A 17,078-nucleotide genomic window follows, 5' to 3' on the forward strand; every position below is an offset into this window, starting at 1 on the left:
AGGCCCACGCCTCACATCCGGCAAATACTCATCAGAACCCGAGGCTATCCAGCAGGTCGTCAACCTGATCCTGACTTGCCACTACACCGGCTTTCGAGGCGTCAACCTGCGGGCCGTTAAGCAAGCTTTCGTTTTCACGTTTTGGACGTGCGCCCTGTTCCGGAATGTTTTCCAACAGAACCATCAGCAGCTGACGTTCAATTTCCTGGATAACATCCATCATGCGCTTGATGACCTGTCCGGTGAGATCCTGGAAATCCTGCGCCATCATGATGTCCAGCAACTGGGCATTGGTAAAGCTGGTATGTCCAGGCACATCACCAAGGAACTGACGGGTATCGGTGACCAGTTCACGAGCATCGGAGAGTTCAATCGGATTTTCGAACCATTCATCCCAGCGTTTGGTCAGATCTTTGGCCCCTTTTTCCATCGCGTCCTGATGCGGCTGCGAAGCTTCTACGCTGTTTAGCGCACGCTCCGCCGCCTGCGCGGTCATCTGCACAACATAATCGAGACGATCGCGGGCATCAGGAATCGCTTCTGCCGCTTCGGCAATGGCCTGATCCAGCCCCAGTTCACGCAAGCTGTCGCGGAGCATTCGGGTCAAACTGCCGATGCGCGCGATGATGTCCCCGGCAGAGTGTTCGTCAGCAGGTTTAATTTGTGGTTGCATCATCATCACACCCTCACATGCCCAGTTTCTCAAAGATTTTATTCAGTTTTTCTTCCAGCGTCGCCGCCGTGAACGGTTTCACGACATAGCCACTGGCACCTGCCTGTGCTGCCGCAATGATGTTCTCTTTTTTCGCTTCTGCCGTGACCATCAGCACCGGCAGAGAAGCCATCCCGCCATCGGCACGGATGGTTTTCAGCAGTTCCAGTCCATCCATGTTCGGCATGTTCCAGTCAGAAATAACAAAGCCGAATCCCCCAGCCTGCAGCTTGTTCAGCGCATCCACGCCATCTTCAGCCTCTTCAACATTGTTGAATCCCAGCTCTTTAAGCAGGTTACGCACGATGCGACGCATGGTGGAAAAGTCATCCACAACCAAAAACTTAAGCTCTTTATCCGCCATAAAAATAAACTCCTGATTCAAATACGTATTGCCTGTCCGGCACTAATTTTCACCAGCATTTGCTGGCTCACCTGGCTAAGATCGACCACTTCGCTTACGCCACCCATATTGATGGCCTCGCGCGGCATGCCGAACACCACACAACTTGCTTCGTTTTGCGCAATGGTCCAGGCTCCCGCCTGATTCATCGCTAACATTCCGGCTGCGCCATCGTTGCCCATACCGGTCAGGATCACCCCGACGGCATTGCGCCCCGCATGTTTCGCCACCGAATGGAACAGCACATCCACTGAAGGCCGATGTCGATTAACCGGCGGACCGTCATGAATTTTGATTTGATAGTTCGCGCCGCTGCGCGCCAGTTCCATATGCTTGTCACCCGGCGCGATATACGCATGCCCTGGAAGTACGCGCTCTCCGTCCTCTGCCTCTTTCACGGTTATCTGGCACAGTTTGTTCAGACGTTCTGCGAACGAACGGGTAAATCCTGGCGGCATATGCTGGGTAATAAGAATACCCGGACTTGAAAGCGGCAATGGCTGGAGTACATGGCGAATTGCCTCTGTTCCTCCGGTTGACGCCCCAATCACCAGCAATTTTTCCGAACTGAGTAATGGCCCTGCCTTCAAGGTCGTCGGTGCAGCCATGGGCTTATGGGCCGCCAGTTTTGCCCGCGATGCGGTGCGGATTTTCTCCGCAATCATCTCGCTATACGCCAGCATTCCTTCGCGGATCCCCAGTTGCGGTTTGGTGACAAAATCAATCGCCCCCAGCTCCAGCGCCCGCAGCGTGACCTCTGAACCTTTACCGGTCAGCGAAGAAACCATGACTACCGGCATCGGACGCAGACGCATCAACTTCTCAAGAAAGTCGAGGCCGTCCATGCGCGGCATTTCCACGTCCAGCGTCAGGACGTCGGGATTGTATTTTTTGATTAAATCCCGGGCGACCAACGGATCCGGCGCCGTCGCCACCATTTCCATATCACTGTGACTGTTAATAATTTCGGTCATGATTTGACGCATCAATGCAGAATCATCTACCGACAACACCCTGATTTTACTCATGCTTTATCCTTACCTGGCGCATGCGCATACACGGTCTGTCCACGCAGGCTAAACTCGCGCACAAGGTTGCTAAAGTTTTCTGAATGACCTGCAAACAGCAGCCCGTCAGGTTTAAGAAGTGGAACAAAACGGTGCAAAATGTCCTGTTGAGTCGTTTTATCGAAATAGATCATAACGTTACGACAAAATATGGCGTCGAACGGTCCTGGCACGTTGTACTGCTTATCCAGTAAGTTCACGCTGGAAAATTCAACATGCCCTGCCAGTTCCTGCCGAACGCGTACCAGCCCTTCATGCGGCCCGGTGCCGCGCATGAAATAACGCTGCAACTGCTGGGGTGACAGCGTCTTTAGCTCATCGAGGCGGTAAATGCCGTTTCTGGCCTTTTCCAGCACTTCGGTATCAATGTCGCTGGCAAAAACACGCCAGCGGCCCGGTGCCATACCTAAGGTATCGGCAAGCGTAATCGCAATGCTGTAGGGTTCTTCTCCGGTTGACGCCGCCGCGCTCCAGACGCGGTATTCACCGTTGCGCCGACGAGCATGATCTGACAGCACCGGAAAATGATGCCCTTCGCGAAAAAAAGCGGTCAGGTTGGTAGTCAGGGAGTTAATAAAAGCCTGCCACTCAGCACTGTTCTGGTTAGCTTCCAGCATGCTGAGATAGCGACCAAAGTCATCCAGCCCCAGGGTACGCAGACGACGAACCAGGCGGTTATAAACCATGTCCCGCTTATGGTCGGCCAGTACGATCCCCGCACGCTGGTAGATTAATTGACATATCCGACGAAAATGCGCGTCAGACAGCGCGAGGCGCTGTGTCATCTGTAACAATAATGACGTTTGCCCGGAGGGCAGAGATGATGTCATAGCGCCTTCTCAATCACATTCAGGATACAACGGGCGCAACCTGAGGCTGCGCCAACTCTTGTTTTGCTACGGTTTGCTCTTCAAGTTTAAAAAATGCGACACAAGCAGAAAGATGATCGGCCTGCGTCGCAAGTTGTCCGGCGGCGGATGCGGCTTCTTCCACCAGACCGGCGTTTTGCTGCGTCACGGAGTCCATCTGGCTGACGGCCTGCGCCACCTGCTCAATGCCTCTGCGCTGTTCATCGGATGCCGAGGCAATCTCGCCCATGATGTCGTTAACCCGGGTCACCGAACTGACAATTTCCGTCATAGTGCGCGACGCCATATCCACCAGTTGCGATCCCTGATGCACCCGGGTGACGGATTCCTCAATCAGTCCCTTAATTTCTTTCGCCGCCTGTGCGCTACGGCTTGCCAGATTGCGCACTTCTCCGGCGACGACGGCAAAACCACGCCCTTGCTCCCCCGCTCTGGCGGCCTCTACCGCGGCATTCAACGCCAGGATATTGGTCTGGAAGGCAATGCTGTCAATCACCCCGATAATGTCGCCGATTTTCTGCGAGCTGGCAGAAATCTCATGCATGGTGCTGGCGACCCGGGACGTCTGCTCGCCACCTTTATGCGCTGTGTCTGCCGCACTTTTGGCGATTCCTGATGCCTGGCGTGCGTTATCAGCGTTCTGGCCGACGGTGGCGGTCAGTTGTTCCATGCTGGCCGCCGTTTGCGCCAGCGCAGCCGCCTGCTGTTCAGTCCGTGAAGACAAATCGTTATTGCCCATCGCGATTTCTGAAATACCGCTATGCATGGCTGAGCTGCCCTGACGAACGTCACTTACCGTTTCGCGTAACGCCTTTTGCATCTTCTGCAGGCTGGCAAAAATAGCCGAGATCTCATTGCGCCCATAAACCGCTACCGGTCGTGCCAGGTTCCCCGCGGCAATACTGTCGAAATGGCTGCCAATAATCGCCAGCGGCTGAACGATCATCTTGCGTGACCAGAACAGCGCACCGCTGGTGAGCAGTGCCGCCAGTACCACCATGGTGGCGAAAATCACCCCCGACATATGGTAATTACGCTGACTCTGCTCCCCCGCCGTTTGCAACACGCTGTCAATGTTGCTCTGCCACGCATTCACATTCGCATCAAAAGCATCCTGAGCCGCCTGCACCGGCGCGGTCAGAAAATCTGACAACTGATTGTTTTCAAGCCAGGTTGCCTGATGCGCGAGAGCGCTGTGCCACTGGCTGAAGCTATTCTCCGTTGCGCCAAACAGCGCCTTGCCTTGCTCCGTCGAATCCGACGTCGCCATAAAGCGTTTAAACATCAATTCAGACTGCGTCAGGCTATCGCGCGCGAGGGTCATCAGCGTTTTGATGTCCTCTGGCGGATAGCTCAGGGCGGTCAGCGTCCCTGCCTTATTAAGGGCCGTACTGGCCTGTAATAACACAGCGCGGGTTTGGGCCAGCGCAGCGCGTTGCTGATTACTCCGTTCGACCTGATTCAGGTTCTGAAAACCGTCCCGAAATGCCCAGAAGGACAAGCCATTACTGCCAATCTGCAAAACTCCGCAGAGGATCAAAATCAAAAACAGCGTGGTCGAAATTCGAATACGATTAAACATCAACGCTCCCATCGGGCGGCACTGGCCGCGGTTTAACTATCAGTCAAAATGTTTCCCAATTCGTATCTTGTTCAATGCTCTGGCGCGGATAGGATGCGCTCGGGGCTGCAGGTAATCGTGTATCGCGCGGTTTTGTCGAGGCCGGACGTGACGCAAGACGGAAAGTCGATACCGACTGCGTTAAGCGACTGGCCTGTTCTTCAAGAGCGGCCGCTGCGGCAGCTGACTCCTGTACCAATGAGGCGTTTTGCTGCGTAACACGATCCATTTCAGAGACCGCGAGCGCAACCTGATCAATCCCCCGGCTTTGCTCGTCAGATGCCGAGGCAATCTCGCCCATAATGTCTGTCACCCGCGTCACGGCATTGACGATATCGTTCATCGTTTCGCCGGCGCTTTCTACCAGTACGGAACCGGTATCAACCCGGGAAACGGAATCTTCAATCAATGCCTTAATCTCTTTCGCCGCCTGCGCACTGCGGCTTGCCAGATTACGCACTTCACCCGCCACCACAGCAAAGCCGCGGCCTTGCTCACCGGCACGCGCTGCTTCAACCGCCGCGTTCAGTGCGAGAATGTTGGTCTGAAAGGCAATGCCATCGATGACGCTGATGATGTCGGCGATTTTCTTCGAGCTATCGGCGATTTCGTGCATGGTGTTCACCACGCTATCAACCACTTTGCCGCCATGCTGCGCGGTATCGGACGCGCTTTTCGCCAGTTGCGAGGCCTGACGCGCGTTGTCCGCGTTTTGCTTCACGGTTGCGGTCAGCTGTTCCATGCTGGCTGCGGTCTCTTCCAGTGCAGACGCCTGCTGTTCCGTACGAGATGAAAGGTCAGTGTTTCCGCTGGCAATTTCGCTGGTACCGGAATAAATCGCATCAGAGCCTTCACGCACCAGGGTGACGGTTTCCGTCAAGGAGCGCTGCATATGATCAACCGTACTGGCCAGCTCGCCGATTTCGTTACGACCGCTAACAGCGAGAGTTGCGGTCAGGTTACCGCTGGCGATTTCCCGGATATGGGCAATGACACGGGACAGAGGATTAAGCAGGGTATGACGGATGCCGTACCAGACCACCACCAGAATCAGCACCAGCACGACGGCCAACACGCCAAGCTGCCATTGGGCGAAATGGTAATCCCGCGCGCTTTGATCAAATGCCTGGACGTAAAGCTTTTCGCTAACGCTGGCGTACTTGCCCAGCGCCTCGCCGAGCGCGTTTTGCATTCCCTGCGTAGGCTGCGCGAAGTAGGCGTCCATATTGCCGCTTTCCAGAAACTGAACCAGTTCTGCCAGGGCCGCATGGTACTGCTGATATTTTTCCTCGACGTTGCCGCTGGCTTCTGCCATTTCCGGCAACGGTGTGATGTTTTTAAATTTTGCGTAATGCGTTTCGGCCTGCGCCAGCGATGCTTTCGCATTCTTCAGCAGATCGTTTTTAGCGCTGCTTTGCTGGTTAGACGCATCCATCATCATGCGCGCAGAAGAACGGCTTAAATTGATTCGTGTCTGCAGCATCAGATCCCATGTTGAGGTGAGTTCACTTTGCTGCTGTCGAAGATCGTTAGAAATAACAAAACTTTGCTGATTCTGCTGCAATGAAGAAAACAACAGACCACCGGAAACAAGCTGTAGCAGTGCGAAAACCCCCAGCACCATCATCAGCATTGTGACAACGCGGATACGGTTAAACATAAGGCACCTTCCTGAAAACGAGTTATCAACGTTATCGGCACTCGCTGAGATAACTTTACGTTTGCGAAAAGGAAATCCTGAAGGGATGTGAAGCCTGGCGAGGGGAAAATAAAACGGGTGCGCAGCAACCACAAATCATTCACATAAAAACACCATAATTATCATGTAAATAACATTTATTTTCATCGATGAGCACGGCCAGAATGGCCGAAGTACGCATTTTTATGTGATTGAGATCACACATACGCATCGTAAATACCACAACAAAATGGATAAAAAATTAAAAAAAGTTGTATCCGCTTACGCTTTAATCCAATTTATATGATGAATACCTCGTTACCACTTAATAAGTATAAAAAATGAGTAACCGATCAATAAATGTTAAATCCTTACTGAGGGCTTTTTAGTGGCAAATGCAAACAAACTCACGTTGTTTATCGTGATCTTCATGCTGGCGGGGATCCTGTCGGGTGCGGTGATCCACTCTTATGCCTCCCCCGGCGTTGTGACCGCCTGGGCCGATAACATTACGCTTCTTACCGACATCTTTTTACGCCTGATTAAAATGGTGATCGCGCCTTTAGTATTCAGCACCCTGACAGTTGGTATTATGCGCCTAGGAGAAACGTCCACCATCGGACGCGTGGGCGGCAAAGCGATGATCTGGTTTATCAGCTCTTCTATATTGTCTATCCTGGTCGGTCTGTTTGTGGTTTCCCTTGAGCAACCCGGCAGCGGGCTGAACCTGGCGATCCCACTGGAAGCCACCGACACCGGTCTCGCCGTGGGCGGCATGAGCCTGAAAGGTTTTCTGACGCATACCATTCCAACCAGCATCGCCGAAGCGATGGCTAACAATGAGATCCTGCAAATTGTGGTGTTCTCAATGTTCTTCGGTATTGGTGGCGCATCGCTCGGAGAGAAATTTAACGCTCCACTGGTTGCCGCGCTGGATGTGGTTTCCCACATTATGCTGAAAGTGACCGGCTACGTGATGTACGTTGCGCCGCTGGCTATTTTTGCCGCCATCTCTTCCGTCATCTCCACCCAAGGGCTGGGGATCCTGCTTAACTATGCGTCGTTTATCGGCGGCTACTATGTGGCGATTTTGCTGACCTGCCTGGTTCTGCTGGCTGTGGGATATGTCATGCTGAAAAAAGAGGTATTTCGCCTGGTGAGCATGCTGAAAGACCCGGTTTTGGTCGCATTCACCACCAGCAGCTCTGAGGCCGCTTATCCGAAAACGCTGGAGCAATTAACTAAATTTGGCTGCTCACCCAACATCGTGTCATTCGTGCTACCTATCGGTTATTCGTTTAACCTGGTCGGTTCCATGGTCTATTGTTCATTTGCCTCTATGTTTATCGCGCAGGCCTATAACATCCACCTATCCTTCGCAGAAATCACCGTCCTGATGCTGACGCTGATGCTGGCGTCCAAAGGGATTGCCGGAGTGCCACGTTCAGCACTGGTAGTGTTGGCTGCAACCATCCCGAGCTTTAACATTCCGGTCGCCGGGATCCTGTTGCTGATGGGAATTGACCACTTCCTGGATATGGGACGTTCAGCAATCAACGTATTAGGTAACGGGATTGCAACGGCGATGCTGGCGCAGGATGAAGGTTTACTGGAAGAAGAACCGGAGCTGGTTGAGCGGGAAGCGTAAGAGGGAAATCTGCCGGATGCGCTACGCTAATCCGGCCTGCAACAGCAATCATTGTAGGCCGGATGAGTTATGACGATTATGCGACGTGGGAAGCGGCAATATCCAGCAGCGCCATTTCTTCGCTGTTCAGCAGCTTCTCAATGTTGACCAGAATCAGCATCCGGTCACCCAGCGCACCCAACCCCGTCAAATATTCCGTTGACAGCGTGACCGCAAACTCCGGTGCCGGACGGATTTGATCCGTTGTCAGCGACAGCACATCCGAGACGCCATCTACCACAATGCCAACCACACGCTGACCCAGATTCAGCACGATCACCACGGTGTTTTCGTTGTAATCCACATCGCTCTGGCTAAATTTCACGCGCAGGTCGACGATAGGCACAATCACACCACGCAGGTTTGTGACGCCTTTGATAAACGCTGGCGTGTTAGCGATGCGCGTCACCTGATCATAACCACGGATTTCCTGCACTTTCAGGATATCGATACCGTACTCTTCATCCCCCAGCGTAAACACGAGGAATTCCTGACCTGACGGTTCGCCGGCCAGTTTAGTTACATTACTCATACCGGTCATATTATTCCCTTCTCACTCAATCAGGCGGCTGTGATCGCCACACGTTGTTCGCGGTTTAACCCCTGCAATGCAGAGACATCGACAATCAGCGCGACGCTGCCGTCGCCGAGGATCGTTGCAGCAGAAATACCTGGCACTTTGCGGTAGTTGCTTTCCAGGTTTTTGACCACCACCTGGTGTTGGCCAATTAACTGATCCACCAGCAGCGCATAGCGACGCCCTGCACTTTGTAAAATGACCACTATGCCCTGAGTCGCTTCAGTTTTAGCGCCTTCAACCTCAAAGACTTTCCACAACTCAACCAGCGGTAAATATTCGCCACGTACTTCCAGAACGCGCTCTCCTCCTGCCAGCGGATGGAGATCTTCTTCGCGCGGTTGCAGCGATTCCATAACGGCATTCAGTGGCAGAATGAAGACCTCATCGGCCACACGCACGGACATCCCGTCGAGGATCGCCAGCGTCAGCGGCAGCAGAATGCGAATAGTGGTCCCCTGTCCCTGTTTAGACTGGATCTCAACATGGCCGCCCATCTCCTGGATATTTCGCTTCACCACATCCATACCCACGCCGCGTCCGGAAACATCCGTCACCTGTTCGGCGGTCGAAAAGCCTGGAGCGAAGATCAGCATACCCACTTCGTCATCGCTCATGTTTTCGTGGATCGGCATGCCCTGAGAGACAGCTTTAGCCAGGATACGTTCGCGGTTCAGGCCAGCGCCATCATCGGTCACTTCAATACAAATATTCCCGCCCTGATGCTCCGCGGAAAGCGTCAGATTGCCGATTGGGCTTTTGCCGGATTCAAGGCGTTTTTCCGGCAATTCGATACCATGGTCGAGGCTGTTACGCACCAGGTGCGTCAACGGATCGATGATGCGTTCAATCAGGCTCTTATCAAGTTCGGTTGAACTACCTACCTGCGTCAGCTCGACCTGTTTACCCAGCTTACCGGCCAGATCGCGCACCAGACGAGGGAAACGGCTGAACACGTACTCCATTGGCATCATACGAATCGACATCACCGACTCTTGCAAATCTCGGGCGTTACGTTGTAACTGACCCATACTGGTGATGAGATCGCCGTGATTGACAGGATCCAGTTCGTTAGAGCGCTGGGCCAGCATCGACTGCGTGATCACCAACTCGCCAACCAGGTTAATAAGCTGATCAACCTTTTCAACTGCTACGCGGATACTGGTCGACTCGCTGGCGCGGGCGGGTTTTTCACGTTCCGCGCGGCTATGTGGTGCTTCACTGGCGGTAGCTTTCACCGCAGGTGCCACAGCAACCGGCTGCGGCTCAGTGACAACAGCCACCTCTTCAGCTTCAGCTGCCACAGGCGCTGCGCTGACGGTTTCGAATTCAATTTGGTCAGCTTCAATGACAAAGCAAAGCACCGCGATGATGTCATCTTCTGCGAGGTTGCCATCAAGCGTTGCTGATAACGTGTCGCTTCCTTTTACCACATCGGTTAAGGTCGCCAGATTCCCCAGTTCCTCTTCCAGTAAATCCACTTCGCTGGCTTTCAGGCGCGAGAGAGTAATGCGTTTTTTGCTCTCTTCACTGGCGGGTTCAGGCTTTGCAACCGCCTCTTCCTGCATCACGGCGCTGTCAACAACGCTAAGTTTTGCTGGGTTGACAACTGCCGGTGCGGTTTCACCTTTCGCTTCGAGCGCTAACTGCCGTAACGCCTGGCAGATATACTCAAAACTGTCGGCATCAGGCTCCACTGAGCTTTTATAGGCGTCGAGCTGTTCCTGCATAATATCTTTCGTTTCCAAAAACAGGTTGATAATGTCGGCATTGAGCTGCATCTCGCCACGCCGCGCTTCATCCAGCAGGTTTTCCATCAGATGGGTCGTTTCCTGCAAAATGGTAAAGCCGAAGGTGCCCGCCCCGCCTTTAATCGAGTGCGCTGCACGAAAAATGGCATTCAGCTGTTCGGAATCCGGGGCTTCAGGAACCAAATCAAGCATCCATATCAGCCAACAGTTCGTCAGCTTCATCAAAAAATGTCTGATAAAAATCGCTAATATCCATGCTCACGCTATCACCTCGGATTGGCTGGTGGCGATGTGGGAACGCTTACCGGCGGGAGTTCCGCTGGCCGTTGTAAGACACTTACCGGCTCATTCTGGCTTTCAGCGTTTTCATGCAAAATGGCCTCTTCTGCCTGCTTATTGAGAACCAGCAGGCTAATACGGCGGTTGATAGCGTCTTCAGGACCGCGATCGCTCAGACGCATCGTGGCGGCCATACCTACCACACGTAATACTTTTCCATCATCCAGACCGCCGCTAACCAGCTCGCGACGCGATGCATTTGCGCGATCGGCAGACAATTCCCAGTTGCTGTACCCTTTCTCACCATTCGCGTAAGGGTAATCATCCGTGTGACCGGAAAGGCTGATCCGGTTAGGGATCCCGTTGAGCACTGGTGCAATCGCGCGCAGGATATCGCGCATGTACGGCTCAACTTCAGCGCTACCGGTCTTAAACATCGGACGATTCTGACTGTCGATAATCTGTATCCGCAGCCCTTCCTGAACTAAATCAATCTTTAAATGCGGACGCAGCGCTCGCAGTTTGGGATCGGATTCAATCAGTTGATCGAGATCGCCGCGAAGTTTGCTCAAGCGGCTCTGTTCCATACGTTTTCTCAGGTCATCAATATTCGGCTGTTTGTTCACCTCGCCCTGCTGCTGGGTGTAATCATCCCCGCCGCCTGGAATCGGGCTTTGGCTATTCGAAATACGATTTCCCCCGGTCACTGCGGTGGCCAGCGGTGTACGGAAATATTCGGCAATCTGGATCAATTCTTTAGGGCTGGAAATAGAAATGAGCCACATCACCAGAAAGAAGGCCATCATCGCGGTCATAAAATCGGCGTAGGCGATTTTCCACGAGCCATGCGCCCCACCACCGTGATTCTTATGCTTGCGTCGCTTTACAACGATAATGGGATGGGCCTGATTTTTCATGCGTCCTCGGTCGTCTGTTGCGCAGTTGGATTTCTCACCGCACGAACATGTTCTTCCAGTTCGATAAACGAAGGACGTTCGCTGGAGTACAGTGTTTTACGACCAAATTCAACGGCAATCGGCGGCGCGTAACCATTCAGATTGGAGAGCAGCGTTATCTTCACGCACTGCATCATTTTGGTTGTTTCAGCGCTTTTCTGTCGCAGAACGCTGGCAAGCGGAGAAATAAATCCATAGGCCAGCAAAATACCGAGGAATGTTCCCACCATCGCATGCGCAATCAACGCACCCAGCTCTGCTGCCGGGCGATCGGCAGAAGCCAGCGCATGCACAACCCCCATAACGGCCGCGACGATCCCGAATGCCGGTAGTGAGTCGCCGACCATCGCCAGACTATTCGCCGGGACTTCAGCCTCACTCTCATGAGTCTCAATTTCTTCGTCCATCAGCGCTTCAATTTCAAACGTATTCATGTTGCCGCTGATGATCAGGCGCAGATAATCGACAATAAAATCAAGCATTACAGCATCCGCAAGAATGCGCGGATAGCTGGCGAAGATTTCACTTTCTTTTGGGTTTTCGATGTCGCGCTCAAGCGAGAACATGCCCTGTTGACGTGACTTGGCCATCAGGCGATACAAGAGCGCCAGCAGATCCATATACATCGCTTTGGTGTATTTCGAACGACGGAAAAGCAACGGGATCGCTTTCATCGTCCCTTTGATGGCTTTCCCGTTATTGCCGACGATGAATGCCCCAACACCCGCACCACCGATAATCACCAGCTCAGCCGGTTGATAGAGTGCCCCAAGGTGTCCGCCGGTCATCATGTAACCGCCGAAAACTGTACCAATAACAACCAGGTAACCTAATAAGATAAGCACGACATCATCCTTTCGCAATTGACTATGACAGGATGCGCAGTCGGGCAATTAACGTAAGGTCAGGACAAAAAAAAGCAGCGGTAATTGCTTACCGCTGCTGGAGTGCTCATCCACACCGTATCAGTTAAACAGCCTGTTCGATCTGTTCATCCAGCAGTTGTGGAATAATATCGGCAGCATTCTGGGAAAGTTTACGTCTTTTTACGGCCCGTGATGGCGGTTGGCATAAACTACAGGCAAAGCTGCCTGCGGGTTGGTGTGCGTGGGTGATAAAATTCCCACCGCAGCAATTGCATTGGGACAACTCCAGCAATCCGCTGTCGACAAATCGCACCAGCGTCCACGCGCGGGTTAACGCCAGCAGTGGCCCTTCTTCAGGCTGCGGGCACTGCTCAAGATATAACCGATACGCCTTGATCACGGCATCCACGCCGCTACAGAGACCCGTTTTGAGCAAGAATTGCCATGCATTGCAAAACATCGACGCATGAATATTTTGTTCCCACGTCATAAACCAGTCGGTGGAAAACGGGAGCATCCCTTTTGGCGGAGGACTACCGCGTAATTCTTTGTACAGCTTGATTAATCGACCACGGCTTAATTGCGTTTCGCTTTCCAGCATTTGCAAACGGGCGCCCAATGTGATTAATTCCATTGCCAACTGGATATCACGCGCTTCCTGAACAATGCTTTTTTCGCTCATCATCAAGCCCTTTTCTTACGTGCTGCATCATCGATGTCGCTTAACAGGCGTGTTGAAAGCATGATACCAGTATGAATTTGCTGAAGATCGTCAACGCGGGAGTCTTGCGTCAGGCGAGTAACAGTCTGGTGATCGTCGAAACGGAAATGACATACCAGTTGGTTTGTTTCGGCCAGTTTGACCATTTGAGGAAGTGTTAATGTTGCCAACGTGTCCGCCATTTCCTCGCTGATACCAAGGCGAAACATCGCAGATGCTTTGTCCTGAACGATCAAACGCTGTGCAAGCAATAAATATGACAAATTGATGTCATAAATGTGTTTCAGCAACTCGGATGTATGCATTATTTGCATCCATAATAACCAACATTGTTTTCATGCGGTAAAACCGCACCCCGTGATGTCGCCGGGAAGGCCCGGTAAAAAAAAGCAAAAGGTCAAATACATAGCAGCGTGACGACACTTACGCGTTGTCTAAACATTCCCTTTTAAGAAGGCAGCATCCCTTACAAGCTCACATCAATTCTTACAAATGTCTAAGATTTTTCCTAATTCGACGCAACTCTACCCGCCGTCAGTTACACATACAACGGAGCTATGCTGCGAATTTAAAGAATATGTGATCAAGATCACATAAACCAGCCAAACACTTAACATAAATCCATCAGCGTAGCTTTTACTTTGCTTATTTTTTACTCTGCCATCATCCATTTCAATTCCTGATGTACGAATATTCTTGCAATAAAAGCGAATAGTATTTTGTTCACATCCGTTAATATCACGCCGTGAAATAGCGAGCTGGATCACATATTTAACTCAAAAAACTTTTTTAATTAAATTCTTTATAAACAATAAGTTAAATATTTAGAGTGATTAATTAATACCGCGATGTGACGACCTTGCAAATGTTAATATATGTTTAATTTCTATTAACACATTGTTTTCATTAGCAGTGGGTTTCACTTAAGTAACTTGAACATATCTGCAACTAATATGAATCGATTATTCTATTTATAAGAATAATTAATGAATAATCATGATGACATTCACACTATGAAGGAAGGAAACGTTGCAGTATGGAGTAAGCTGAGTAAAGCTGAAAAGCCCTCTCATAATTCTTGAAAAAAAGGAGCGAGTTATGAGCTATTCGCACATTCTTGTTGCTGTTGCCGCCACCCCTGAAAGTCAGCAGTTGTTAGACAAGGCGGTTTCTATCGCTCGCCCTGTCAACGCCCGAATTAGCCTGATTACACTGGTCTCAGACCCCGAACTGTATAACCAGTTTGCTGCCCCCATGCTGGAAGACCTGCGTGAAGTCATGCAGGAAGAGACTCAGGATTTTATCGACAAACTTAGCAAAGAAGCAGAATACCCCATTGAACATACCTTTATTACCTATGGGGCTCTGAATGAACATATCCTGGATGTATGCCGCAAACACGCCGTTGATCTGGTCATTTACGGCAACCATAACCACAGTTTTTTTTCGCGCGCTGCCTGTTCAGCGAAAAGCGTGATTCATACCAGCCAGGTGGACGTTCTTCTGGTTCCGCTAGCTGGAGATTAATCCACGGTGCCACGACTTCATGCGAGTTTAGAACAGGAAGAGATATTGTCTGGCAGTTGGCATTGACTCCGACGCGGCGTGACCGTTTTAAGATCGCAAATGAACGTCGCCTGCCAGTTGTCGATATCGTTTTTAACGATAGTCTCAAGCATTTCAGCGTGGCGCGAGATACGTTCGGTAAGTGGCATCGTCAGCGCCTGGTTTAATGCGCCTGCCACTTCATCCCGGTCATAAGGATTAACAATAAGCGCGGAGGTTAGCTCGTTCGCCGCCCCGGCAAATTGCGATAAAACCAGCACGCCAGGGTTAGTAGGATCCTGTGCGGCCACAAACTCTTTCGCCACCAGGTTCATACCATCGCGCAACGGGGTCACCAACCCTACATCCGAGTAGCGGAAGATCTTCATCAGCAATTTACGATCAAAATACTGGTTCAGATAGTAAAGCGGCGTCCAGCCCAGTTGCCCATATTTGCCGTTTATTCGCCCTGCCTTTGTTTCCAGTTGGTGGCGAATATCCTGATAGGCCTGCACCTCTTCACGCGAGGTCGGTGCTATCTGCGTATAGCGAATTTTACCGTGGTGCTGCGGATAATGTTCCAGTAAGGCCTCATAGGCCTGAAAGCGCTCCGGCAAGCCTTTGGAGTAATCCAGACGCTCCACGGAGAAAATATTCTGCACATTTTTAAGCTCCGCTTTTAGCTGTGCCAGTTTTGGCGGCAGCGGACCGGACGCCTGTCGAGCAATCTCATCCGGTTCAATACCGATGGGATAGACCTGAGTGCGAAACGCTTTTCCCCATGCCTGGTGGTGCTTATCTTTATGCGTGGTCACCCGAGTCTGGGCTGCGAGACAGTCCAGAAAAGCCTGACGATCGTTTTCGGTCTGGAAACCAAGCAAATCAAAATCACACATTTGCTCAAGCAGCGCCAGATGTGGCGGGAGCGCATTAAAAATTTCCGGCGTCGGAAACGGAATATGCAGGAAAAAACCGATGCGATTACGCACGCCGCGCTTACGTAACTCGCAGGCAAACGGCAACAGATGGTAATCATGAACCCAAATAATGTCGTCATCGCCAAGCAACGGCAGAAGTTTATCTACCAGTAAGGCATTAACCCGTTGGTAGCCTTCCCAGGCAGAGCGCTGAAACTGAACTAAATCCAGTCGATAGTGAAACGCGGGCCATAAAACCGCATTTGAAAACTGGCAGTAATACTCTTCGTAATCTTGCTCACTCAAATTAAACGAGGCCCAGGTGATATTGCCACGCGTGACCTTTTTTAACGGTTTATCCTCATTACCTGTATCACCACTCCAGCCAAACCATAAACCACCAGCAGCTTTTAACGCGCCCAGTACACCGACCGCGAGCCCACCCGCGCTCCCTTTGTCATCTGGTGAGGCGATACGATTAGATACTACGACTAAACGACTCATAGCCACCTCTTCTGTTATTCGTTGCTTTCGGTTCTTGCTGCGAAGAGTTAATTTTCTCCAGCCAGCGCCAGACATCCCTGACGCCATCCAGACGCCATGTCGCCTGCGTCGGCCCGATCCCCACCTTCACGGAAATACCGCCAGCGCGGTTAACTACAGCAAACCCTGTTTCATCTGTCAGATCATCACCGAAAAACACAGGGATCCGGCCAGCAAAAGGCGCTTCCTGCATAAATGCAGCTATCGCGTCGCCTTTATTGCTGCCCTTAGGCTTTATTTCCACGACACATTTTCCGTGCTGCAGAGCAAGCTGCGGCCATCTGCGCGTGATGCCTTCAGCCAGGGTAACCAGCGCCGCTTCGTGTTCGGGTGCCTGGCGATAATGCAACGCGAAGGCCATGCCTTTGGTTTCAAGTGTTGCCCCCGGTAACGTCACCAACACTGCGTGTAATAACGCCCCGGCTTCACGTTCGATACCTTCAGGCAGGTTTACTATGTGCGTCTGACCATTGATGTCACGGCGTTCTGCCCCATGTACTCCGGCAAGCGGAAAACGAAACGGAGTAGTGAGTGCGTCAAGCTCAACCATTGAGCGCCCTGAAATCAATGCCAGCGCATCCGCATTCTGCGTCGCTAACTGATGTAGACATTGCAGGATTGTCTTCGGGACAACGACCTGGTCGGGAAAGGGTTTAATCTCAGCAAGTGTCCCATCGAGATCAAAAAAGTAAGCACAGTTTGCAGATTGTTCAGGGGGTAAAGTCAGTGATGCTGTCACCCGGTTATCCTCCTCATCATGGTCAGAACGCCACGCGGATCGCGGCATATAGGTGATGTATGACGGATATAAGTATAGACAGTGTGACCATGCTCGCCATTTGTAAAAACAATCGCCAGCCGGGTAGCGGCTGGCGACGGGCAGAAG

Annotated in this window: 15 protein-coding genes and 1 pseudogene; 2 read left to right on the forward strand and 14 right to left on the reverse strand. The window is 51.7% G+C overall.

Going from position 1 to position 17,078, the window contains the following annotated elements; genetic code table 11:
• Positions 1-31: 31 nt before the first annotated feature.
• From cheZ to tar, 6 genes are read right to left on the reverse strand one after another with little or no spacing between them, the layout of a single operon-like run.
• Positions 32-676: a protein phosphatase CheZ gene (gene cheZ / locus OGX92_RS12315; RefSeq protein WP_003034659.1), complete on the reverse strand. Its 645-nt coding sequence runs from the start codon at positions 674-676 to the stop codon at positions 32-34.
• Positions 677-686: 10 nt separating this feature from the next.
• The gene (gene cheY / locus OGX92_RS12320; RefSeq protein ID WP_003034656.1) at positions 687-1,076 is read right to left on the reverse strand and encodes a chemotaxis response regulator CheY; all 390 of its coding nucleotides are present in this window, start codon (positions 1,074-1,076) and stop codon (positions 687-689) included.
• A 17-nt stretch (positions 1,077-1,093) separates the two neighbouring features.
• Positions 1,094-2,143, reverse strand: a complete 1,050-nt coding sequence (locus tag OGX92_RS12325) for a protein-glutamate methylesterase/protein-glutamine glutaminase (protein ID WP_003833872.1) — start codon at positions 2,141-2,143, stop codon at positions 1,094-1,096.
• Entirely contained in the window at positions 2,140-3,012 is an 873-nt protein-coding gene (cheR, locus tag OGX92_RS12330) for a protein-glutamate O-methyltransferase CheR (RefSeq protein ID WP_003833874.1), read from the reverse strand. The genes OGX92_RS12325 and cheR overlap by 4 nt, the downstream gene beginning before the upstream one ends.
• A 19-nt stretch (positions 3,013-3,031) precedes the next feature.
• Positions 3,032-4,633 (reverse strand): methyl-accepting chemotaxis protein IV, encoded by a 1,602-nt coding sequence (gene tap, locus OGX92_RS12335; protein ID WP_103014296.1) that lies wholly within the window; start codon positions 4,631-4,633, stop codon positions 3,032-3,034.
• Between the two features lie 43 nt (positions 4,634-4,676).
• Positions 4,677-6,332, reverse strand: a complete 1,656-nt coding sequence (gene tar, locus OGX92_RS12340; RefSeq protein WP_003833879.1) for a methyl-accepting chemotaxis protein II — start codon at positions 6,330-6,332, stop codon at positions 4,677-4,679.
• Between the two features lie 406 nt (positions 6,333-6,738).
• Between tar and OGX92_RS12345 the strand changes: the two genes are divergently transcribed.
• Positions 6,739-7,998, forward strand: coding sequence for a dicarboxylate/amino acid:cation symporter (locus OGX92_RS12345; RefSeq protein WP_003833882.1), 1,260 nt, complete (start codon positions 6,739-6,741; stop codon positions 7,996-7,998).
• A gap of 76 nt (positions 7,999-8,074) precedes the next feature.
• On the opposite strand, the gene cheW is transcribed toward OGX92_RS12345, so the two are convergent.
• The 6 genes and pseudogenes from cheW to flhD all read right to left on the reverse strand — a co-directional run bounded on the left by cheW (position 8,075) and on the right by flhD (position 13,492).
• Entirely contained in the window at positions 8,075-8,578 is a 504-nt protein-coding gene (gene cheW / locus OGX92_RS12350) for a chemotaxis protein CheW (RefSeq protein ID WP_003034638.1), read from the reverse strand.
• A gap of 20 nt (positions 8,579-8,598) precedes the next feature.
• Positions 8,599-10,627 (reverse strand): annotated as a pseudogene (gene cheA, locus OGX92_RS12355) (chemotaxis protein CheA).
• A 4-nt stretch (positions 10,628-10,631) separates the two neighbouring features.
• Positions 10,632-11,561, reverse strand: a complete 930-nt coding sequence (gene motB, locus OGX92_RS12360) for a flagellar motor protein MotB (RefSeq protein ID WP_003034631.1) — start codon at positions 11,559-11,561, stop codon at positions 10,632-10,634.
• On the reverse strand, positions 11,558-12,445 hold the full coding sequence (gene motA, locus OGX92_RS12365; protein WP_200921455.1) for a flagellar motor stator protein MotA: 888 nt from the start codon (positions 12,443-12,445) through the stop codon (positions 11,558-11,560). The genes motB and motA overlap by 4 nt, the downstream gene beginning before the upstream one ends.
• Positions 12,446-12,569: 124 nt before the next feature.
• Positions 12,570-13,154 carry a flagellar transcriptional regulator FlhC gene (flhC, locus tag OGX92_RS12370; protein ID WP_008785071.1) on the reverse strand — a complete coding sequence of 195 codons (585 nt, stop codon included), beginning with the start codon at positions 13,152-13,154 and terminating at the stop codon, positions 12,570-12,572.
• Positions 13,151-13,492: a flagellar transcriptional regulator FlhD gene (gene flhD / locus OGX92_RS12375; RefSeq protein ID WP_003034622.1), complete on the reverse strand. Its 342-nt coding sequence runs from the start codon at positions 13,490-13,492 to the stop codon at positions 13,151-13,153. The genes flhC and flhD overlap by 4 nt, the downstream gene beginning before the upstream one ends.
• A 793-nt stretch (positions 13,493-14,285) precedes the next feature.
• On the opposite strand from flhD, the gene uspC reads away from it, so the two are divergent.
• Positions 14,286-14,714, forward strand: coding sequence for a universal stress protein UspC (gene uspC / locus OGX92_RS12380; protein WP_063940887.1), 429 nt, complete (start codon positions 14,286-14,288; stop codon positions 14,712-14,714).
• A 17-nt stretch (positions 14,715-14,731) separates the two neighbouring features.
• Here uspC and otsA read toward each other — a convergent pair whose 3' ends face one another.
• Positions 14,732-16,153, reverse strand: a complete 1,422-nt coding sequence (gene otsA, locus OGX92_RS12385; RefSeq protein ID WP_286586600.1) for an alpha,alpha-trehalose-phosphate synthase — start codon at positions 16,151-16,153, stop codon at positions 14,732-14,734.
• Entirely contained in the window at positions 16,128-16,931 is an 804-nt protein-coding gene (gene otsB, locus OGX92_RS12390) for a trehalose-phosphatase (protein ID WP_286586601.1), read from the reverse strand. Before otsB ends, otsA begins: the two co-directional genes overlap by 26 nt.
• Between the last annotated feature and the right edge of the window lie 147 nt (positions 16,932-17,078).

This window comes from Citrobacter sp. Cpo089 (genome assembly GCF_030332695.1).
In the GTDB taxonomy this organism is placed as follows: domain Bacteria; phylum Pseudomonadota; class Gammaproteobacteria; order Enterobacterales; family Enterobacteriaceae; genus Citrobacter; species Citrobacter portucalensis.